The sequence below is a fragment of the Westiellopsis prolifica IICB1 genome (assembly GCF_004323185.1).
Lineage (GTDB): Bacteria > Cyanobacteriota > Cyanobacteriia > Cyanobacteriales > Nostocaceae > Pelatocladus > Pelatocladus prolificus_A.
The window spans coordinates 354,065-377,183 of sequence record NZ_NAPS01000003.1; the positions used below are offsets into that span (position 1 = coordinate 354,065).

Below are 23,119 nucleotides of genomic sequence, written 5' to 3' on the forward strand. Positions count from 1 at the left end.
TTAAGCAACTTCTTTATAAATCTCTGTGATGGCGTTGAGTAGCTGCAACGCATCAGACTTGGAGCGTTGAAAGGAGTTGCGTCCGATAATCGAGCCAAACCCACCACCATAGTGAATAGAGCGGATTTCATCAAGTATTACTTGATCGCTTTCTGTTGGACCACCAGAGAAGATGACAATACGTCGGCCATTGAAAGTACACTGTACTACGTGACGCACTCGCTCAGTCAGTGTCCCAATCGGAATTTGCTCTTTTTCATAAACTTTGCGTGCTGCCTCTTGCTCGATATGTGCAGTCGGTAATTTGACTTTGATGATATGTGCGCCGAGTTGAGCAGCTATTTGTGCAGAATAACCAATGACATCAATAGCAGTTTCACCATTTTTGCTCAAACCAGACCCACGAGCGTAAGCCCAAATCACCACTACCAAACCACAGCGCTTGGCTTCTTCAGCGTAGGCGCGGATTTGTTGATACATCTCCATTCGATGTGTTGAGCCAGGGTAGATAGTAAAGCCAATGCCGACGCACCCCAAGCGTAGTGCATCTGCCACACTGCCAGTCAGAGCCTGTTTAGGGTCTTGCTCATCGAGCAGAACATCATGGTCGTTGACTTTGAGAAGCAGGGGAATCTCGCCAGCAAACTCCCGCGCTCCTGCTTCCAAAAAACCCAGGGGAGCAGCATAGGCATTACAACCAGCCTCGATCGCTAGCTTAAAGTGATAGTGAGGATCATAAGCAAGTGGGTTAGGGCCAAAACTACGTGCTGGTCCATGCTCAAAGCCTTGATCCACAGGCAGAATAACCAGTTTGCCAGTACCCGCAAGTTTGCCGTGATTTAGCAGTCGGGACAGATTGGTTAAGGTTCCTGGATTATCACTACCATACCAGTTCAGGATTTCTTGCACAGATTTGTTCATTATGTTTCTGCTCCCATCTGATAGAGTTCTTTTGGCGTGTAAGTTGAACTCTGGCTGCTTAAGATATAACGTTCTACTGCGTTGGCGAAGCCTTCATCGTCATTAGAGGTCGTCACATATTTAGCAGCACGCTGCACTTCAAGACTGGCATTGCCCATGGCAATGCTCAGACCGCTTTTCGAGAACATTGGCACATCGTTAGGCATATCCCCGATAGTTGCAATCTCTTGAGTGGGAATTGCCAGCATCTGTGAAAGGCGCTCGATGACAAACCCTTTATTAGCACGTGGATGGGTTACGTCCAAATAATAAGGTTGCGAGCGAGCAGCAGAGACTTGCTCTGTAACATCTGAACTTGCACCAGTTTCACAACACACCTGCTCTCTAAATTTTTGCTGGGTTTCAGCTTCACACCATGCTACTGCCTCTAGATCGTCGCTAACACCGACAATCTTTGCTACGTTGTCAAGTAAATGATCAAATCTTGGTACTACCGTTGGTGGGAACTTGATCGTCCATGCTTCGCGGTCAACATGGGGGGCGTGGCGATCGCGCACAAACCAGTCGCGATCGCTGTAGATCCAAACGTCTAGACCATGGGAATCAATAATCTCGACAACGCGCTTGGCGATCGGCGCACTTAGAAGATTTTGCTCAATAATTGAGAAATCTGGTCGCAGAAAAATTGCACCATTGAAAGCAGCAATGGGTGCTGTCAAAACCAGATCGTCGATGAGTGTTTTCATACCCAAGGGCGGACGTCCGCTTGTGATTGTAAAGACGATATCCGCCACACGCAACTTAGATACCGCACTTCGAGCACCCTCGGTAAGCACTTTTTGCTTTGTGACCAGCGTGCCGTCTACGTCAGCAACTAACAGAGAAATTTTAGGTCTTATTAGCCATAAATCGTCATTTTTTGTACTCATGAATGATTTTTTTACATCTGATAAATTTGTTGATGTGACTACAATTATTTGCTACTAGAATCATGGTTCAACCTTCCGCCACTGCCGACCGTCACGCTCTAACAAGTCGAAAGCTTCTTTAGGACCCCAAGTACCTGCCGCATAATTTGGAAAACTACGAGGGGGTAGGGCTTTCCAGACATCCAAGATTGGTGTCACCACATTCCACCCAATTTCAACATTGTCAGCTCGCTGGAATAGGGTGGCGTCACCAATCATACAGTCGTAAAGCAGCGTCTCATAGCCGGTACTTGGCTGAGTGCCAAAGTAGTCAGCATATTCAAAATTCATCTCTACCGTACCCATACGTACACTAGGGCCAGGAACCTTAGCACCAAACTGCAAACTGATGCCTTCGTTGGGATGAATACGTAAAACTAGGAAATTGGGTGTTAGTTGCTCGATGGGTGTCTGACGAAACAGTAAAAACGGGACGTGCTTGAACTGAATTGCAATTTCAGTCACTCGTTCCGGTAGAGCTTTGCCTGTCCGCAGGTAAAAAGGTACATCAGCCCAGCGCCAATTGTCAAGCATTAGCTTCAGCGCAACAAAGGTTTCAGTGCTGGAGTTATAGGCAACGCGCGGTTCAGTACGGTAAGCAGGCACTGACAAACCTTTCACCGTACCCGCACCATACTGTCCGCGTACTGTTTGGGTAAGAACTTCTTCCGGGCTAAGTGGTTGGATTGCGCGCAGCAACTTAGATTTTTCATCTCGTACTGCGTCAGCTTCAAACGAAAGTGGTGGCTCCATCGCCATGAGTGCCAGCAATTGGAACATATGGTTTTGCACCATGTCCCGCAATGCACCCGCTCCTTCATAGTAACCGCCTCTGCCCTCTACACCAACACTCTCGGCAACCGTAATTTGCACGTGATCAATGTAACGGTGGTTCCAAACTGGCTCAAATAGACCATTACCAAATCGAAAAACCAAAATGTTCTGTACCGTTTCTTTGCCGAGATAGTGATCAATGCGGTAAACTTGGCTTTCTTGCAAGACACTACTGATATTTTTATTCAGAGCGCGAGCCGACTCAAAATCATGCCCAAAAGGCTTCTCAATAATTACTCGTCGCCAACTACCTTCTTCTTCACGAACTAGCCCACTAGTCCCTAGTTGCCACACAATATCGTTAAAGAAATTGGGTGCTGTCGCTAGATAGTATAGGTAATTACCGCGTGTACCGCATTCTTGATCTACAGTTGCTAGGAGTTCCTGTAACTGCTCGTAAGTGGTGGGGTCTTGAAAATCACCCGACAAATAATATAAATGCTTTTCAAACGAATCCCAAAGGTGTGTATCGACTGAACTAGTCGCAAACTCATGAATGTCCCGACTCATTTTCTGGCGGAATTCATCGGTACTCATCTGAGCACGAGCCACTCCTACGACGGCAAACTCCTTTGGTAAGAGGTTGCTTTGTACTAAGTTGTACAGAGCTGGAATCAACTTACGCTTAGTCAGATCTCCAGCAGCACCGAAGATTACCATGACGCAGGGATCACCAGGTCGATCTAGCCATTTATCAGTCATGTTCATTGTTTTTGTGCCTTGTCATGATTTTCGGGAACTCCACAAAATAAATGATCCAACTCTTGGCTTTGTCTGTTGCAATTGAATATTTTTGACTTTAGGAGTCCCTAATTTCTCTAAATGCCTAATGGTCTGGCAACCTAGCTTTGAGGGGTTAAATAAAAAACCGCAGAGGAAGCAGGCGATCAAAGCTTTTCAACACAGAGAACGCAGAGGAAGAGGAGGAGAGGATAAGATGAGAAACTTGGTTTACTCGGCAAAGATGACTTGTCAAACCACTATTGCTAACATGGTTTTTATGGGCCTTTATGCTCTTGCATTTTGCTCTATGTGTCCACCGAATTTGTATCGCATTGCTGACAGTAATTTCTCGGCAAAAGTATGCTCCTGTCGTGAGCGGAAGCGTGTATAAAGCGATGCCGATAGCACATCAGCAGGTACGGCTGACTCTATGGCTGCCATAATTGTCCACCGTCCTTCGCCAGAGTCTTGCACAAAACCTGTATACTCAGAAAGTGTTGGGTTTTCAACCAGAGCCATCGCCGCTAAATCTAGTAGCCACGAACCCACAACACTGCCTCGACGCCAAACTTCAGCAATCTCTGCTACATTAAGGTCATAACGATAAGCTTCAGATAGTTCTGGCGAGTTGGCATTACGGAAGATATCAAAGCCTTCAGCATAGGCTTGCATCAGGGCATATTCGATACCGTTGTGAACCATTTTGACAAAATGTCCGGCGCCATTTGAGCCACAATGCAAGTAGCCGTCTTCAGCTGTGCTGCTCAGTTTTTCACGTCCTGGTGTACGGGAAATGTCACCTCGTCCAGGAGCAATAGTTTTAAAAATTGGGTCTAGATGCTTAACAATCCCTTGTTCGCCGCCAATCATTAAGCAGTAGCCTCGCTCTAATCCCCACACTCCGCCACTAGTTCCTACATCTACGTAGTTGATGCCTAGATCTTGCAAAAGTTTAGCACGGCGTACATCGTCTTTGTAGTAGGAATTGCCACCGTCGATGATGATGTCACCTGGTGCCATTTTCTGTGCTAGTTCCATGACCATCTGCTCTGTTGCCTCACCAGCTGGTACCATTACCCAAGCAACACGAGGTTGAGTCAATTGATTAACGAAATTGTCAAGGGAAGTGGTTCCTATTGCCCCTTCACTTTCTAGCTGCTTGACTTTGTCGGGAGTCCGATTGTAGACGACACACTCGTGTCCATCTTTTAGCAGACGTCGGACGATATTTGCACCCATGCGTCCTAGACCAATCATGCCCAGTTGCATATGATTCTCCTTGAGTTTGCTGATTCAGAACAAGATTTGTTTCATTGCAGTTTGCAGGGTGGTTAAACCTGCTTGTACATCTGAACCTAGATGCACTCGCAAAGCTCGTCGCGATCGCTCTGCTAATACCTGAAAGTCACCCCGTGCTTGAGCAGCTTTGACTACACCAAAGCTATACTTATGTCCAGGAACAGGTAAGTCAATACTCTCATCGCAGGTAATTTGTAAAAAGATACCGGTATTTGGTCCGCCTTTATAAGCTTGCCCCGTGGAGTGTAAGAAGCGCGGACCAAAGCCTAAACAAGTTGCTACCTGCTTGGCATCGCGAACAGCTTGCCGAATTGCTTGTAGTTGTGTTTGGTGCAATTCGTTCATCTCAATATAAGCCAGTAGTGCAAAATAATCACCGACTTGGATGCGGTCTAGGTGCGCCCGCAGATAGCCAACCAAGGAGCGATCGCTTGTTGCTTCAAACAGTGCTGCCGCATTTTTCTGATCAGTGAACAACTGGATACGCTTTTCTGTTAATATTGGTGTCTCTGGTGGAAGCGTACCCGTTTGTTCATACTTGGATGTCAATTGTCGCGTGGCAATTTTGCTTGCTTCCACATCCGGTTGATTAAAGGCGTTAATCCCAATAATTGAACCTGCAACGGCGGTGGCAAGTTCCCAACGGAAAAATTCCTGACCTAGTTGATAGGCATCTCGTATTAAGATGCGTACTACAGGTTGTCCTGCTTGTTCTAAAGCATCGACTATTGTATCTTGCTCTGGATTTGAGTTAGTCTCCAGCTTAATGTAGACAAATAGGCGATCGCTGCCGTACGTATCTGGTGTTCCCAAGGGTTCCTGGTCAATAGGAATCAATCCTTTGCCGTCTTTACCTGTTGATTCAGCTAGCAACTGCTCTAGCCACGCACCTAAATCCGAAATAGCTGGTGAAATAATTAAGGTAACTTTATCTCGACCTTGTTTGGCAAGCACCCCCAAAATTGTTCCTAATACTACACCAGGGTTATCTGTGGCTGGAACAGTCGCAGCACAAGAATGTACCATTTCTTCAGCATAGTCCAGGAACTTTGCGACATCAACACCCATAATCGCCGCAGGTACCATACCAAAATTTGACAGAGCCGAGTATCTGCCACCGATACTGGGTAAGCCCAAGAAAATGTTACGGAAGCCGTCACTTTGTGCTACTTGCTGGAGTTTCGAGCCGGGGTCGGTGATCGCAATGAAGCGTCTACCTGCTTCTTTTGCCCCCAAAGCCTGCTGTACCCGCTCGAAGAAATATTGCTTAAATATGTTCGGCTCTAAAGTACCGCCTGACTTACTAGATACAATGAACAGAGTGTTTGTCAGATCTACTTTATCTTCAACTGCTTTGATCTGGGCTGGATCTGTTGAATCCAACACGTGTAGTTCAGGGTAGCCCAGCACCTTACCAAAGGTAAGCTTCATCACTTCAGGACACAGGCTAGAGCCGCCCATTCCTAGTACGACTGCATCCTTAAAACCTCTACTCTTAACTTCTTCGGCAAGTTTTTTGAGGTGGTCAATGTGTGCTAATTGGTCTTCTGTGATCCCAAGCCAGCCTAGCCAACGGCTCTCATCCTCATTTGTCCAGAGCGACGCATCTCGCGCCCACAACCGTCGTACTTTGTGGTTGGTGAGCCAATCTTTAAGAGATGCTTCCACGCTTTTAGCTAGAGCATCTGGCAGATAGTAACTTTGCCGATCTAGGGCTGTACCTAGCACTGCTTCACGCTTTTTTTCCACAACACTTAACAATTTGTCAAATGCTTCAATGAATAACTGTACTCCCTCTGTCAATAGCTGTTGTGTGACCTCCTGTATTGAAATGTTGACTCGAGAAAGGGTTTCTATTACATCATGCGCTTCTTCTAAATGCTCTTTCAAGCTATCACGACGTGGTTGTCCATGATCGCGAAATGCGTCAAATGTTGCTGGTGGAATGGTGTTTACTGTGTCTACACCGATGAGTTCCTCTACGTAAAGTACGTCGCGATACAAGGGATTCTTGGTGCTAGTACTAGCCCATAGGAGTCGTTGCGTTTGTGCGCCCTGATCGGCTAATGATTGCCACTGAGCGCTCTGATAGATTTCTTGGTAGCGTTGATAAGTCAGTTTAGCATTGGCAATAGCAACTTTACCTATGAGGCTTTCCAAAGACGCCTGTTCACTCGAACTGGTAGCTGTCTTGATCCGATTGGTGGCGATCGCATCAATTGCAGTATCAATGCGACTGATGAAGAAGCTGGCGACGCTGGCTACCTTAGTTACGTCTCCACCTTGGGCTGCAAAGGCTTCTAAACCATTGATATAAGCATCTGCAACTAAATTGTAAGTTTCTTGAGAAAATAGCAGTGTGACGTTAACGTTAATCCCCTCACTAATCAGTTGTTTGATTGCAGGGATACCAGCAGGAGTTGCAGGAACCTTAATCATAACGTTCTCACGTCTAACTGCTTGCCAGAGTCGTTCTGCCTCGGCGATTGTGCCTTGTGTATCGTGAGCGAGGTAAGGTGATACTTCCAAACTAACGTAGCCGTCGCGCTTTTTCGTTTGCTTGTATACAGATTGCAAAATGTCAGCAGCATTTTGAATATCACTAATTGCCAATTGCTCGTAGAGCGACATGGCGTCCATATCTTTTTGCTGCTCAAGTGCCATCAGTGGATCATTGTAGTCATTGCTGCCAGCAATGGCTTTCTCGAAAATAGTGGGGTTAGATGTGACACCACACAATCCATCCTCATCGACTAAGCGTTGCAGTTCACCACTGGTAATTAAGCTGCGTCGAATGTAGTCTAACCAGACAGACTGCCCGTAATTTCGCAGAGTTTGCAGAGAGTTCATAGTTGCGTTTCCAAAGGTCTTGGTTAACTTTACTTGCATTACAGGTTCTCAACAGGTTTTGCTAATTCCGTTGTCTTCCGCAGCAACAATCTTCTGGGCGATGAAGCCAAAATTGTTCTGAGAAAGCTTCAGAGCCAATACTCGAAGGTATATATTCAAGACATGAACTATTGTTGTCGATATAGTCTCTCTAGCTAAAGGGTAAAAGCATTATTCAACACGGATCAGGGTGCTACTTGGGAGTAACACTCTGTACTAAAGTTTTCACTTAAAAAATTTTTTAACCAGTGAAGATCACTAAATTAAGAACAAACTTACTAAGAGATGGATAAGTAAGTCGGCACAAATAAATTAGCAGCGTAGACGCGCTTTGCGATCGCTACTAACACCAACAATTAGAGCCTGTTGAGACTCCATAGTTACAGACAGAGGTGAGTGTAACATTATCAACCAATAATCCAGAGTCAATAGTGTTATCTCCCACATCTACTACTCCGAGTCCCAAAGTGTATGTCCCGGTTGTTGGTATTGTAAAAGAAAAAGTTTCAAAGCCAGTCTCTGCAAAAAACTCTGTTGTGGAGGAAGTCACTAATGATGATAACGTCGTATCAAGCAATTCTGAATCAGAACTGATTGATACGAAGGCAAAATCCTTATAAGGAAACACTTGTGCGCTCTCATTTGTCAGGAAATTCCAATCGAAAGTTAAAATGTCTCCAGCGTTTGCTGTGAATGTTTGTCGAATAACTGAACCTTCAGTAACATCCCCATTGCCAAAATTATCCAGGCTTCCAGTTTCCAAACCAAGGAATGTTTCTATAATTGCGTCAGAAAATGTGACTCCCCCAGTTGACAATAAAGCCTGAGAATTGCCCTCACTCGGACCACTATTAAACGCTGCTGTTTCAATACTGGTTGCACCTAATGTTGTCCATCCAGTAAAATCACTGTTTTCAAAGCCACCGTTGATGACCGTTGGATTAGTATAGGATTCGGGAAGAGTAAAGGTGTTGAATGACAGTGTATAGCAACCAGATTCAAAGTGATCAGCTACAAGGTCAGTGTCCCCCAAGCCAGTGACTACAAAATTCAGAGTCCCATCAGTTGGTACTATTCCAGTTAGTACAGGTAGAACACTATCATCAGCTTGGTCATCATTGATTGCGAGGATATTACCGGAATTATCAACTAATCCCAGAAGTGGATCAATAAACTCTGAAGTTATTTCTGCGGTAAACAAACTTCCAGGATTAAGGCCTGAGAAAGTTAAATAGTCAATGTCATAGCTATTATTGTCAAGTTGTGCATATACAGTACTAGTATCAGATGATAGAAATTGCCTGGTCTCGAAAGAGTTATTAGGTTCACTCTCAATTGCTATTGTTTGTTGAAGTTCTTCAAATTGAGACAAAGAGGAATTTTTTGTCATGAGAACACAATGAAGACTAAATATTTAATGATTTTTGTAGAAGCAACCTGGCTCTGATATGAAGCTACGATACTACCTCAAAGGGCAACATCATTTCGTTGTCCTCATGTTCAAGCATATGGCAGTGCCACACATAGCGCCCAGTGAAAGAGTTGCCGAAAGGTAGGTTCTCAGCAGCTTGAGCACCAAATGGGACAATAAGACGAGTAACCTCGCCCGGATTTACTAGCACAGTATCTTTCCATCCAGCCTCATTTGGTGCTGGCGGTCTGGCTGGACCAATCGCAAAGGGAGTCGGGTCGGGTGGTGGGTAGCCAGCTGGCACTGTTGGTCCACCAGGTGCATGGTGTGTAAGTACTGTGCGAGGACCAGTAGCAAAGTATGCCTTCGTGTATTGGGTTGTGTTAATTTTCTGTCGATTAAGGATTTGGAAAAAGACCAGATGCAAGTGCATCGGGTGAGCGACAGGTTGAAGATTAATAATATTCCACTGTTCTACAGTGTCTACCTTTGGACGCTCCATCAGCATTTCAGGGTATTTCTCGGCTTCATCCCAGTACACGTAGTTGAGCAACACTACAAGTGGTCCAGTTGGACTGGGGATCTCTACCAGTGTCAAAAATCGCTGTTGCACTGGCGTAGTAGCAATCGGTTTAATGAGTGGTTTATGCAATCGCAGTGTCTGGGGAATGACTTTAGGAGCGGGAGCAACTGTATTGACGGTGAATTGCATAATTTCTGGTAATAGGAAATTACCTAGTACCATGTTGACTCTACCTTCAGGATACGGTGCGATCGCCTCATTTTCCAAAACGATTTTGTCTCCTGGCAGGTTTTTAGAGAAGTCGATTAGTACGTCAGCTCGTTCTCCAGAAGACAGGAGTAGTCTAGACAACGGCACTGGAGCATTTAGCAACCCTCCATCAGTACCGATTTGAATAATTGGCTGGTTCGACGACAGCTTAAGATTGTAAGTTCGGGAGCTTGAGCCATTTATAATCCGAAATCGGTACAAAGTGCGGTCAACATTGAGGTTTGGCCAAGCCTTGCCGTTAACGGTAGCCACGTCACCAAGAAACTCCACTTCCCACAATTCGGGATGATATATTGATCCATCAGGATTGAATACTCGATCCTGCAACACCAGTGGGATCTCATAAGGAGGCCCTGAAGGGAGACCAAGGGGTCCGTTGCCTCCAGCAGGATCGTCAATGTCCCTGATCAAATAGAACCCAGCGAGTCCAGCCATCACATTTTGACCCGTAATACCAAGCGCATGGTCGTGATACCACAACGTCGCCGCTTCTTGATTGTTGTTGAAATTGTATACGTAAGACTGTCCTGGTGTGAATGTATCTGTTGGATAACCATCACTTTGTGGTTCTGTATTGCTGCCATGCAGATGCAACGATATCCGTGGACTGGTTTTGTCAGATTCCAGTACGCCGTGCAACCTTGTATCAATCGGCAACGGGTGAGGACCAAGTTCATTTTTTACAGTGAGTCTAAGCGGTACACCTCTTGTAACTTCGATAGTCGGTCCAAGATAATCAGCCCCGCCGTAGCCCCATGTAGGCCCTGCTCCTAAGTTTTTATGGAACGAATGCGAGCTAGATGCTACCGTCAAACTAGTAGGTGCTCCACTAGGAAAAGGTATAGGTAGAGTCTCTGTAAATTTCGATATCTGCGGCGAAGCTGCAATGGTTCTCTTCGCCTTAAACATTGCAGGAACGAGAAATGCTGCTCCCAATCCTGCACTTGTCATCATAAATTGCCTTCTAGTAACCATTCTTTTTCATTTATAAACGTGATAATAGGCTAGGTCACACAAGTGATTTTGAGCTTGATTGATGGTATTACGGAATAAAATTTTACCAAAATTAAAACAATTCCACTGAGATATCCAAAGATATTGAATACATTTATAAGAGGTTTTGCAATATATTCAAACCAGTGCAATCTGCTATAACTACTGAAAAATTGTTTTACTTCTTTAAAATATTATTTTTCTCCAAAATTATTATTTCTAAATCAATAATTGCGAAAATAAGAGAAAGTAGAAAAGATAAAAACTTGGTTTTTATCTTTTCTTTGGATTGTGGTAATGGTATTAAAGAATAGAGAAGGTATAGTTAATTATATTGACATATCAATCTAATTTTGCTATTCAAGATATACATTTTAAGACAAAATTTAGTGCTATTGATAAGTTTTCAAAACAATAAAGCTTTAAATTATAACATAGTTTTTAAGATATGTAGATTTTTATCTATTTAAAATCGACAATTTAAGGAGAAAGTTAATTGCAATAAGAATTTGCTAAATCAACAAATTTATACGTATAAGTAAGTTGGTGCTAATATTTATAGCTATGTTAAGAAATTTAAATGTAGGGTGCGTTATGCCGTAGGCTAACGCGCGGTCAAGAATTCAAGGTGCGTTGCGCTGCGCGACAACGCACCCTACTAGCGTGTCTAGACTAAAATGCTGCAATAAATCTCTTCTTCCTTCTCTGCGTTCTCTGCGCCTCTGCGGTTTATTAATGCACTATTTTAGCCTTGACACGCCACTACAGCTAATTTATATTTCTTCATATACATTGAATTTTTCCCGCCGACTTACTTAATACCCATACAATAATTTTCACATCTACTTTACGCTACTTTGTCATAGGTACTAACCAAGCGATAATTTACGATTGCTTATTGCTTGGATATATAAGGTATGACTTTGCTTTACCGTTGTTTATTTATGAAAACACCTTTACGTTAAGTATCTCATTCATAAAATTCTGTATCCAATCCCTTAATATTGTTTTTATTAAAGGAAGCTTTTCAATGAAAATTTTTAGGGTGTTAGTCCAAAACATAAACTCACACAAAGTAAGAGTTAACAGTTACGCATACCGAAATATGAAACTTCTCTTTCAAGAAATTAAATAATGTATTTTTGGGTATTCATAGAACTTTTAGTGTATCGAAATTATAAAATTTGAGCTTAGGAATCATTCAAAACAAACCAAATTCTAACAAAACGGCTTATGTTGTTCCTTAACCTAAAGATATTCTCTGGCTAAAACTTTCCAGCCTTGAAAAACTAAAAGACGAAAAGTGTTTCATCTTTGACAAAGATGCAGTCAAAATAGGCTGATAAAAAAATCTGCATCCTTCACCTGTGATATGAATCTATAGCAAATCTAATTTATTTGTGAGAATATACGTAGATATAAACCCTTATTTCACAGGTATTACAGACTTCTTTATCTATTCTCGCGTCTCATTTATAGTTGCTATAGATTAAGTTCGTTATCAAAGTTTTTAGGTTAACTACACAAGCAGAGTTCACTTAATAACTTTGTATATTTCAAAACAATCTTCACAGTAGAATAGCAAAACTTATGTAATTAAGTGGAGAAAAACTATGGATCAAAACGATTCTGTGACAATGGTTAAAGATTATAAAGCAACAGCATACAAAAATGCTGTTTTAGATGATAAAAATCTTCAAAATGCTTTAAAAGGTATCAATTCTAAGTTTGGAGATTTTTGTACCCGCGTAGCAGGTGAAGCATGGGGTCTTCCATTAATTGACCAAAAAACCAAGGCTTTAATCACAATTGCTGTTGATGTTGTAAATCAGGATCAAACCGGAAATGGTAGTCCTTTTGCAGCACATGTAACAATGGCCATACAACAAGGAGCCACACGTGAAGAAATTGAAGAACTCCTTTTATTTATGTGCGTTTATGCGGGATTTAATAAGGCAGCAGGATGTTTTGGTGTCCTTAATGATATTCTCGGTCCTTCAGCATGATCTTCTACAAGATTGTCAAATTAATGAATAACAGAAAAATTTAGTGTAGAACTGTGGAACTAGGTGTGTTTGAATACCAATTTATGCTTTGTATTTAGTGATGAATTGTAACTCTGCACTACCCAACTACAGTCAATCAATAAAATTTACAGCCGAGTACTGCAATTTTGACTACCATCACAGAGGTTTCAGATGAAAAAGCAAACTAACTGCTACAAAGAATTGTCTGCAGATTATTCAAAACCAGGTCTAGTTGATAGTGTCTTAGCAAACAAATTAATCAACGATGCTGAGATATATGTTTCTCTTCGTGAAGAAACTTTACCTGAAATTACTCCTGAATACAACTTAACGCAAATAGAAAAGGAAAATAGGGATTGGTGGCCAACTCACTGTGAAGCACTACGACAAGGAAGGGGAGATATTCTAGCAGGTGAATACACTAATAACCTTGTCTATCTGTGCGTTGATGGGCCTTTTTACGGTAAAACTGCTGGAACAGAGAGAGAGGCTAATTGGTGGGCCATTATTGCTCAACCAGGTGTAACAATGACTTGGCCCATTGTTATGTTTCATGGTGAGGTCGTTTACTTTGAATGGAACTGTATGGATGACGATACGAATGAAGTAATTGCCAAAGGAAACGTAACCTGGCTCCGACGCGGACATAGAGGTGCGTGTTATTTAAAATGCGAGCAACTCACCTTTTATCGCAATGTTTTTGCACCAGATGAATTGTTGCAGTTGATCAAGCGTTAATGGGTAATGTAGTCAATTCCAAGGAGCAAACTGAAAATCTATTTAGCCACTATTGTGAGGTAGATAACATGGCAGCTACAACTTTTAAGAGTAAGGGAAAAATAGGTGTACTCATTGAGGAACACTTTGATGAAATAGAGTTTCGCGCATTTAACAAATTCTTCCCTGCAAATGGATATGAGCTAGAGTACATATCCCATCTTTGGAACCAAAAGGAATTAACCTTTAAGGGTATTGACTTAACGGAAGAAGTCACAGTTATAGTAGAAGTGAATGACATTGAACCGACTGATTATCAAGGTATCATTCTCATCGGTGCATATGCAATGGATCGTCTTCGTTATGAAGAGCATCATAAAGAAGGTCAACCCAATCAAGCTCCCGCCGTTAAATTTCTCCGAAAAGCTGTAAAAGCTATGGATACTGGCAGGTTAAAGATTGGAACAATCTGCCATAGTCTTTGGCTATTTTGTGCAGATCCAGAACTCCTTAAGAATCGTGAGGTCACCTGTGCCCATAACATTATTTGTGATGTCCAAAACGCCGGAGGTATCGTTGTCTTCGATGGTAATGGAACCAAGAACTTACATATTCATGGTAATTTAATCACAGCTAAGCATCCTAATGTTGTTGCGGAATTTATGGACATCTTTTTAAAGGTAATTAACGAGCAGCAATTGCAGATAGTGAACAAATAGAAAATCACGACCAAGAAATAAAGCTTTTTAGGTGTGAAAAAAATTACTCCCTTGGTTTCACTTCAAAACCTGAGTTAACGATCTAATTCTAGAGTGGCTAATTAGCAGAAGATCAGGATAAAACCTGTAGTCATGACTCAAATACTGAATTCTTTATCTTTCGGTCAGCCCAACAAAATTCTCTGCAGTTATACTAATGCCACTAGTCAGATTCAAATTGCTCGGATCGCGAACATTCCCAGTTGGTACTTTGAGCGAGTTATTTTTCCTAGACAACATCTTTTGTTTGAAGCGCCAGTGGATGGTCAACTGGAAATTCATACGGCTACGGAGATCTGTGCAATTTTATCAGATAGGATATTGTGCAAAGATCTATGCATCAACTAAGAGATTACTCTTTGACTCTTGTTTCGAGTAAAGAGTATCTAAACTGAATAAACGTAGGAGACAGAAGGAGGATACATAAATTCAGATAGATAATTTTATAGAAAGAAAGTAGTCGTTTCTCAAGGCTACTCATTCACAGAGAGTGTCACAAATAAATATTGGGTATCTTATAAATTCCCAATTATCTTTTGTTTCCAAAATACCTAGAGCTAAAAAAGAGTACAATGACTGTAACACCAGCTAAATTACACATAGAACTAGCTACGAAAAAGTACGAAGTAGAAGTGGGACGCACACATCCGTTGGGTGCAACACCTTATAAAGATGGAGTAAATTTTTCCATCTTTTCAGAACATGCAACATCTATCGAACTCTTATTGTTTGAACAGCCTAATGATCCAAAACCAATCCAGACTATTAAATTAGACCCAAGGAAAAATAAAACTTTTCACTTTTGGCATATCTATGTAAAAGGGTTAAAACCTGGAACTGGTTACGCCTATCGAGTTGATGGTCCTCAAGATTTACATCAAGTAGGACATCGTTTTAACAAAAATAAGGTATTACTTGATCCTTATTCTAGAGGAAATGCCAATGCTCTTTGGAACCGTATTGATGCTTTAGGTTCAAAAGACAATCTAAGCACCTCAATGCGTAGTGTAGTCATTGATACATCTGATTACGATTGGGAAGGCGATCGCCCTCTCAATCGCCCCATGAGTGATACTGTTATTTATGAGTTACATGTTGGCGGATTTACTAAGTCACCTTCCTCTGGCTGCCAATATAAAAATACTTTCTCTGGAGTCATTGAGAAGATTCCTTACTTGAAAAAACTAGGTATAACGGCTGTTGAACTTTTACCAATATTTGATTTTGATGAAAAGGAAGTTGTTCGAGAAGTTAACGGTATACCCTTGAAAGATTACTGGGGATACAATCCCCACAGTTTCTTTGCACCTGAAGTTTCTTATTGTTATTCTCCTGAGGAGAAAAACCCGATTAACGAGTTTCGGGATATGGTTAAGGCATTGCATAAAGCTGGGATTGAGGTGATTTTGGATGTAGTCTTTAACCACACCAGTGAAGGTAACCATCAGGGTCCAACTATTAACTTCAAAGGTATCGCAAATAGTACTTACTATCACCTCGTAGCTTGGGATAAGCAGTATTACATGGATTACTCCGGGTGCGGAAATACATTCAACTGCAATCACCCAATTGCAGAAAAGTTAATTGTGGAGTGCCTGGAATTCTGGGTTAAAGAAATGCACGTGGATGGTTTTCGGTTTGATGAAGGGTCTATCTTATCCCGTGGGCAGGATGGAGTACCTATGATTCATCCACCGGTGGTTTGGCACATTGAAACATCTGCTACCTTAGCTGAAACCAAAATTATTGCTGAAGCTTGGGATGCTGGTGGACTGTATCAAATTGGTTACTTTCCTGGCTATCGTTGGGCAGAATGGAATGGGCGCTTCCGTGATGATATTCGGGGCTTTGTTAAAGGAGATCCAGGACTGGTTGGGGCAGTTGCTGCACGTATTGCTGGAAGTGCTGATCTGTATCAAGAAACAGGGCATTTACCGATTAATAGTATTAATTTTGTAACTTGTCATGATGGATTTACCCTTAATGATTTAGTTTCGTATAACGATAAACACAATGAAGCTAATGGTGAAAATAACCAAGATGGTATCAGTGACAATTTGAGTTGGAATTGTGGTGTTGAAGGAGAGACTAATGATCCAATCATTGACAGATTGCGACAGAAACAGATTAAGAACTTTGCAGCTATTCTTATGCTTTCTCAAGGCGTTCCAATGATATTAGCTGGTGACGAAGTCAGACGCACTCAAAAGGGAAACAATAACGCCTACTGCCAAGATAACGAGATTAGTTGGTTTGACTGGAATCTTGTAGAGAAGAACGCAGATATCTTCAGATTTTTCAAGTTGATGATTGACTTTCGTCAGTGCTACTGCCATCCTGGCTTACGTCGCAGTTATTTCTTCACTGGTGAAGTTAATGAACGTGGCCTAGCAGATATTTCTTGGCATGGTTGTAAGCTATTTAGCCCTGGTTGGAACGACCCTGATGCAAGAGTACTTGCATATACTCTAGGTGGGTTTGAAGGAAATGCAGATATTCACGTCATGTTTAATATGTACTGGGAAGATATGGAATTTGAAATTCCGTCTCTTGAAGATAGAAAATGGTACAAAGTGGTGGACACTGCTCTTGTTTCTCCTTTAGATATTGTGGAAAGAGGAAAAGAGGTTCTGGTGTCAAGTGATGTATGTACTGTCACAAACCGTAGTATAGTCGTTCTCATTTCACAATAGACATCTGGTAAAAAAGACAATGAAAGCCTTGTGTAGTTAGGCTTGATACCTCATTTCTAGAGATATCTAAATAATTTCAATTAATTAGCTTCACTTTTAGGAGGAGATTTAATGAACAATATAAATTTTTCATTTTCAGATATGATTGCTGGGTATGTTACTGATTTTGACCCACATCAAGGAGCTTTTGGCACTTTTTCTCTTAAGACCTCAGATAGACGGCTCTTTGAAGTAGCATTGACTTCAACTACCTATGCCGAACTAATACGCAATCTAGGAGAACCTTACTACGATTGCACTAGCCAGATGAAAACAATGCTTGTCCCAGATCGGTATCTTTTTGCCTATGGCATTTTTTATCATGAAGCAGGCGAACATAAATTAGAAGCTAAACATATAGTTTTTCTAGGTAGAACAGAAAATGAGTATATTTTTGAGAAGCAAGATTGGTGGATTAATCAGATAGGAAGTCTTGCCAATTTTTACCTAAAAGCCCAGTTTGAAGATGGCGAAATTGATTATCGAAAATATCGTACTGGTATTGGCTTGGTTGGTTCTAAGGAAGACAGTAATCGCCAAGAAACTGATACTATTTCTCGCTTAGTTTATGGTTTTGCCACAGCTTATATGATGACCGGGGATGAACGCTACCTAGAAGCTGCGGAAAAAGGTACTGAATACCTGCGTCAACATATGCGTTTTCTGGATGAGGGTGAAGGAATTTGCTATTGGTATCATGCCATTGACGTAAAGCCTGATGGCAGCGAACAGAAAATATTTTCCTCAGAATTTGGAGATGATTACGATGCTATTCCAGCTTACGAGCAGATTTATGCCCTAGCTGGCCCTACTCAAACCTATCGAATAACTGGCGATCCTCGTATCATGAACGATATTGAGTTGACCGTTAATCTTTTTAACAAGTATTTCCTGGATAAAACGGACAAAGGAGGATTTTTCTCCCATATTGACCCAATTACTCTTAGTCCTCATTCTCAGTCTTTAGGTCATAACCGCGCCAAAAAGAATTGGAATTCGGTAGGTGATCATGCACCGGCCTATTTGATCAACCTTTGGCTAGCAACTGGTGAAGAGAAATATGCTGACTTCCTTGAGTACACATTTGATACGATTGAAAAGCATTTTCCGGATTATGACCATAGTCCATTTGTTCAAGAACGTTTTGATGAAAATTGGGGTCATGATACGACTTGGGGGTGGCAACAGAATCGAGCTGTTGTAGGTCACAACCTGAAAATTGCCTGGAACTTGATGCGGATGAACCACTTGAAACAAAAAGAAAAGTATGTTGCTCTGGCCGAAAAGATTGCAGAAATTATGCCGGCAGTTGGCAGCGACCAGCAGCGTGGTGGGTGGTACGACGTATTAGAGCGTGATTTAGAACCAGATCAGAAGATACACCGTTTTGTTTGGCATGATCGCAAAGCATGGTGGCAGCAGGAACAGGCTATTTTAGCCTATCTGATTTTGACTGGTTCACTTGAGAATCCTGAGTATCGACAGTTGGCACGTGAGTCATCGGCTTTCTATAATGCTTGGTTCCTTGACTACCAAGCTGGGGGTGTCTACTTTAATGTTTTGGCCAATGGACTTCCCTACTTACTGGGAACAGAGCGAGGCAAAGGCAGCCATTCCATGAGTGGCTACCACTCTTTTGAATTAGCCTACTTAGCTACAGTTTATACAAACTTATTAATTACTAAGCAGCCAATGGATTTGTTCTTCAAGCCAAAACCAGGTGGGTTTAAGGACAATGTTCTGCGGGTTGCACCAGATATTCTCCCGCCTGGTAGTGTACGTATTAGCGAAGTATGGATCAACGGACAAAAGCATTCTGATTTTGATGCTGAAAGTTTAGCAGTTAAACTACCATCTTCTCAAGACGAATTGAAAGTTCGAGTGAGACTTCTTCCCACACAGGTGTTCTTTGACGCAACACAATTGGAAACTATTAATGGTATTGCCAAGATATCCTTAAGTGGATTACTGGATGCAGATGGTGTAAAACGTCTTCAGGAAGAGTTTGCTAAGGTAACACAAAAGCCACTCAAACGTCTTGTCTTACTGGTACAAGATCTAGAATGTATAACTACTGCTGGTATGCGAGCGCTCATTTTCATCAAGCAAAAACTAGGTTCTGATGTGGAGTTGTATGTGGTTGGCGCACAAGTCCAGGTAGAGCATTTCCTAAGAATGAGTGCATTCTGTGAAGGTATAACACTGGTGAATGAGTATGAAGCTATCGAACTAGCTAGCGTATAGTTAATGTCCAAGTTGTGTTACCTAGCAAAGATGTCTTGCCAGACCACTAGCTTAAAAATGGGTGTGGGGTGTGAGGGTGTAGAAAAAGTTATATTTTCATGCTCTCGTTGTGTGATTTATCACATAAACTTCTAGCTTAAAAACAGAGTAAAGGTAAAAGGGCAAAGGGAAGAACTATTTTCATTCCCTCGTTGTGGGCGCGATCCTTCATAAGGACGAGCTACGCTAATGCCCCTGGGGTTCTATTTTGAAAATAGGGGAAAATTAACAAATGAGGGAATATAATGGCTAAACCTGTTCTAATTACAATAGATGACGACCCAGAAGTTTTACGGGCGATAGAGCGTGATTTACGCCGTGAATACGGCGAAAACTTTCGGGTACTACGTGCTGAATCTGGTCAGATGGCTCTAGAGACACTGAGAAAACTGAAACTACGTAACCATCCAGTAGCTTTGTTGTTAGTGGATCAGCGGATGCCAAACATGACTGGTGTAGAATTTTTGGAACAGGCTATGGAAATCTTCCCAGATGCCAAACGTGCCTTACTTACGGCCTATGCTGACACTGATGAGGCTATCCGGGCTATCAATAAGGCTAAGATTGATTACTACTTGATGAAGCCGTGGACTCCTCCGGAACAAGGTTTGTTCCCGGTACTTAACGATTTACTTGAAATTTGGAAAAAAACCTTTCTCCCATCGTTTGAAGGTGTTCGGGTAATTGGCGATCGATGGTCACCCAAAACACACCAAGTGAAAGATTTTTTGGCACGTAATCATATTCCTTACCAATGGTTGGACATTGAGTCAGAGGAAGGGCGCAAGTTGACTACAGACGTTTACTTAGGTGAACTAAAACTACCCTTGCTGCTCTTTCCTGACGGCTCACATCTTTTACAGCCAACAAACATCGAAATAGCTGAGAAAATTGGGCTGAAAATGCACGCCGAAATGCCATTTTATAATGTGATTATTGTGGGTGGTGGTCCGGCTGGTTTAGCAGCAGCAGTGTATGCTGCTTCTGAAGGATTGCACACTGTCATGGTTGAAAAAGAAGCTCCAGGCGGACAGGCGGGAACTAGTTCCAGAATTGAGAATTATTTGGGTTTTCCGGTAGGATTATCTGGAGGGGATTTGGCTAGACGTGCTGTTGCACAAGCTCAGAAGTTTGGAGCAGAAATTCTTACACCACAGGAAGTAACTGGTCTTCGTATAGATGGTCAATATCGATATGTAACCCTAGCAGATGGCTCAGAACTAAGCAGTCATACAGTAATTATTGCAACTGGTGTATCGTATCGCAGACTTAACGTGCCTGGTAGTGATATGCTAACCGGTGCTGGGGTATACTATGGAGCCGCAATGACCGAAACGATGGCTTATCAAGGTGAAGACGTATTTATTGTTGGGGCAGGTAATTCGGCTGGACAGGCTGCTATGCATCTATCTAAATATGCCCGTTCAGTTACCCTTCTAGTACGTGGGGATTCACTCAAGAAAAGTATGTCTAAGTATCTAATCGATCAGATCGAAGAGACGAAGAACATTGTGGTAAAAGTGTTCACCGAAATTACTCAAGTGTTCGGTAAAGATAAGCTTGAGGCAATAACTATTACCAATTCATTAACTCATGAGGTTGAAACTGTCTGTGCTTGCGCTCTTTTCACTTTTATCGGTGCAACACCGCGTACAAGTTGGTTACAAGATATTGTAGAGAGAGATTCAAAGGGATACATTTTAACTGGTCCTGATGTTTTGCATGGTGAAACATATCCTAGAGGATGGACACTACCTCGATCGCCATATCTTCTTGAAACTAATATACCAGGAATTTTTGCAGTAGGTGATGTGCGCTACCAGTCAGTAAAGCGAGTTGCTTCAGCAGTGGGTGAAGGGTCGATCGCTATTCAATTCATACATCAATATCTCTCATCCTTGTAAAAACACTGTAGATTTTTGTCATGCTTGATTTGTTACAAACAATACCCCTATTCAAAAACCTGACCGAAAATCAACTGATGTGTTTGATGAACGGCAGCAACATCCGGCTGAATCCAGGAGAATTACTATTTAAGCAAGGGGAACCTGCAAAATGCTTTTATGTGGTATTTGAAGGAGCAATCCGCCTAACACGAGAGATTAGTAATCAAGAAGTGATTTTAGCTACATACGAAGCGGGTACATTTTTTGGTGAAGTTCCACTTCTTGCGGGTACACTTCATCTTGCAAGTGGACAAGCTGTGGGTCAGTGTCATATATATTGTTTGCACGAGGAAGAGTTCTGGCAGATGCTTATGTTCTGCCCGTCGGTGAGAAAAGCTGTTCTCGGTTTCATGGCAAGCCGAATGCAAGAGTTACAGATGTTATCTCAGCAACACGACAAACTCATTTCTTTAGGAACACTAGCAGCAGGTTTGGCTCATGAACTAGGTAATCCAACAGCAGCAGTACGTCGCGCAGCTGGACAGTTGCACGATATGGTGAACGTCTTACATAACCTCTCGCTTGAGTCTACCGAGCAACATCTCACTCCTGTTCAATTAGAGTACCTCCTGGATCTTAAGTGTAAATCCATTGAACGGGTGATTCAAACCTGCGATTTTGATCCTTTAACTCAGCTCGATTTGGAAGATGAACTAACTGACTGGCTAGAATCATATGGTGTTGTTGATGGGTGGAAATTTGTTCCTACCCTAGTTGCGGCAGGAATTAAGGCTCAACAGTTAGAAGTAATTGGCAAACATGTAAGTGTTAATACACTCAGTAGTGCATTAACTTGGTTAGAAGCAACGCTGGCTATGGCAAGTGTATTAAATGTCCTCGACCAAGGCGTTACTCGCATCTCGGATCTTGTCAATGCTGTCAAAGCCTACTCGTATATGGATCAGTCTCCACTCAAGGAGATAACTATTCATGAAGGGATAGAGAATACGCTGACTATTTTGAGCTACAAGCTCAGGAAGCATCGTACCCAAGTGGTACGTGAGTATGAGCAAAATCTACCGACTATCGAAGCATATGGAAGCGCACTAAATCAAGTATGGACAAATTTGATTGACAATGCCATAGACGCCTTGGGTGAAGGAGGAACAATCTGGATACGTACTTTTAGCGCTCAAGATTGCATTACGGTGGAAATTGCGGATAATGGGCCTGGTATTCCTCCTGAAATTCAATCCCGAATTTTCGATCCGTTTTTCACAACTAAGAGTATTGGTGTAGGAACTGGACTAGGTCTAGAGATTGCTTATCGAATTGTAGTGGGTCAGCATAACGGGCATATTCGCTGTTTCTCAAAGCCAGGTGACACACGTTTTCAAGTTAGTTTACCTCTCCACTCCTTCCAAGAAATAAACAGATTTAAAAGTGAAGCAATTCCTGCTTAAAAGAAAACATAAAGGAGAATTAATGACTATGGGGTATACAGATTTTAATCAGTTACAAGTAGTCAGACCCAGAGCTAATGGCTGCGAGGAATGCTTGGCAAGTGGAGACACCTGGGTACACTTGCGGGTTTGCCTCATATGTGGACATGTTGGTTGTTGTGATTCCTCTAAGAACAAGCACGCTACAAAGCATTTCCACTGCACTGGTCATCCCTTGATAAAGTCCTTTGAACCTGGTGAGAACTGGGCTTGGTCTTATACCGACAAAACCTTTGTACATTTACCAGCAACTAATAAAGCTGATACTTGAGTTTTATGTTATGTCTGCATCTAGATTCATACCGCAATTAAGCAATGTCAAAAAAATTAAGTTTTTCTATCCTTTCTCCTTAGTTTTTTACCCATAACTGAATAGTGTTGTT

At 42.1% G+C, this 23,119-nt stretch carries 16 protein-coding genes; 9 read left to right on the forward strand and 7 right to left on the reverse strand.

All coding sequences use genetic code 11. The annotated features are described in order from the left end of the window. The 7 genes from B4U84_RS26815 to B4U84_RS26845 all read right to left on the reverse strand — a co-directional run bounded on the left by B4U84_RS26815 (position 1) and on the right by B4U84_RS26845 (position 10,792). Positions 1–921: a class I fructose-bisphosphate aldolase gene (locus B4U84_RS26815; RefSeq protein WP_131121209.1), complete on the reverse strand. Its 921-nt coding sequence runs from the start codon at positions 919–921 to the stop codon at positions 1–3. Next, complete coding sequence (locus tag B4U84_RS26820) at positions 921–1,850, reverse strand: Cof-type HAD-IIB family hydrolase (RefSeq protein ID WP_131121210.1); 930 nt, start codon at positions 1,848–1,850, stop codon at positions 921–923. The genes B4U84_RS26815 and B4U84_RS26820 overlap by 1 nt, the downstream gene beginning before the upstream one ends. Before the next feature lie 60 nt (positions 1,851–1,910). Next, the gene (gene zwf / locus B4U84_RS26825; protein ID WP_131121317.1) at positions 1,911–3,425 is read right to left on the reverse strand and encodes a glucose-6-phosphate dehydrogenase; all 1,515 of its coding nucleotides are present in this window, start codon (positions 3,423–3,425) and stop codon (positions 1,911–1,913) included. A 306-nt stretch (positions 3,426–3,731) separates the two neighbouring features. Next, positions 3,732–4,715: a phosphogluconate dehydrogenase (NAD(+)-dependent, decarboxylating) gene (gene gnd, locus B4U84_RS26830; RefSeq protein ID WP_131121211.1), complete on the reverse strand. Its 984-nt coding sequence runs from the start codon at positions 4,713–4,715 to the stop codon at positions 3,732–3,734. A gap of 24 nt (positions 4,716–4,739) precedes the next feature. Beyond that, entirely contained in the window at positions 4,740–7,595 is a 2,856-nt protein-coding gene (locus B4U84_RS26835; protein WP_131121212.1) for a bifunctional transaldolase/phosoglucose isomerase, read from the reverse strand. A 382-nt stretch (positions 7,596–7,977) separates the two neighbouring features. Beyond that, positions 7,978–9,024: a hypothetical protein gene (locus tag B4U84_RS26840; RefSeq protein WP_131121213.1), complete on the reverse strand. Its 1,047-nt coding sequence runs from the start codon at positions 9,022–9,024 to the stop codon at positions 7,978–7,980. Between the two features lie 64 nt (positions 9,025–9,088). Further along, complete coding sequence (locus B4U84_RS26845; protein ID WP_242677725.1) at positions 9,089–10,792, reverse strand: multicopper oxidase domain-containing protein; 1,704 nt, start codon at positions 10,790–10,792, stop codon at positions 9,089–9,091. A gap of 1,652 nt (positions 10,793–12,444) precedes the next feature. Here B4U84_RS26845 and B4U84_RS26850 point away from each other — a divergent pair. The 9 genes from B4U84_RS26850 (at position 12,445) to B4U84_RS26890 (ending at position 23,007) form a co-directional block, all read left to right on the forward strand. After that, complete coding sequence (locus B4U84_RS26850) at positions 12,445–12,837, forward strand: carboxymuconolactone decarboxylase family protein (RefSeq protein ID WP_131121215.1); 393 nt, start codon at positions 12,445–12,447, stop codon at positions 12,835–12,837. A 192-nt stretch (positions 12,838–13,029) separates the two neighbouring features. Next, positions 13,030–13,596 (forward strand): hypothetical protein, encoded by a 567-nt coding sequence (locus tag B4U84_RS26855; protein WP_017308680.1) that lies wholly within the window; start codon positions 13,030–13,032, stop codon positions 13,594–13,596. A 68-nt stretch (positions 13,597–13,664) separates the two neighbouring features. Continuing rightward, complete coding sequence (locus tag B4U84_RS26860) at positions 13,665–14,294, forward strand: DJ-1/PfpI family protein (protein ID WP_044446591.1); 630 nt, start codon at positions 13,665–13,667, stop codon at positions 14,292–14,294. 132 nt (positions 14,295–14,426) lie between these two features. Further along, a complete protein-coding gene (locus tag B4U84_RS26865) occupies positions 14,427–14,681 on the forward strand; it encodes a DUF1830 domain-containing protein (protein WP_017308678.1) in 255 nt (84 codons plus the stop codon). A 224-nt stretch (positions 14,682–14,905) separates the two neighbouring features. Beyond that, positions 14,906–17,026 carry a glycogen debranching protein GlgX gene (glgX, locus tag B4U84_RS26870; protein WP_131121216.1) on the forward strand — a complete coding sequence of 707 codons (2,121 nt, stop codon included), beginning with the start codon at positions 14,906–14,908 and terminating at the stop codon, positions 17,024–17,026. Between the two features lie 111 nt (positions 17,027–17,137). Then, positions 17,138–19,309 (forward strand): AGE family epimerase/isomerase, encoded by a 2,172-nt coding sequence (locus B4U84_RS26875; protein WP_131121217.1) that lies wholly within the window; start codon positions 17,138–17,140, stop codon positions 19,307–19,309. 284 nt (positions 19,310–19,593) lie between these two features. Beyond that, complete coding sequence (locus B4U84_RS26880) at positions 19,594–21,252, forward strand: FAD-dependent oxidoreductase (protein ID WP_044446550.1); 1,659 nt, start codon at positions 19,594–19,596, stop codon at positions 21,250–21,252. 20 nt (positions 21,253–21,272) lie between these two features. Then, positions 21,273–22,697, forward strand: a complete 1,425-nt coding sequence (locus B4U84_RS26885; protein WP_131121218.1) for an ATP-binding protein — start codon at positions 21,273–21,275, stop codon at positions 22,695–22,697. A gap of 22 nt (positions 22,698–22,719) precedes the next feature. Then, entirely contained in the window at positions 22,720–23,007 is a 288-nt protein-coding gene (locus tag B4U84_RS26890; protein ID WP_131121219.1) for a UBP-type zinc finger domain-containing protein, read from the forward strand. Positions 23,008–23,119 lie beyond the last annotated feature (112 nt).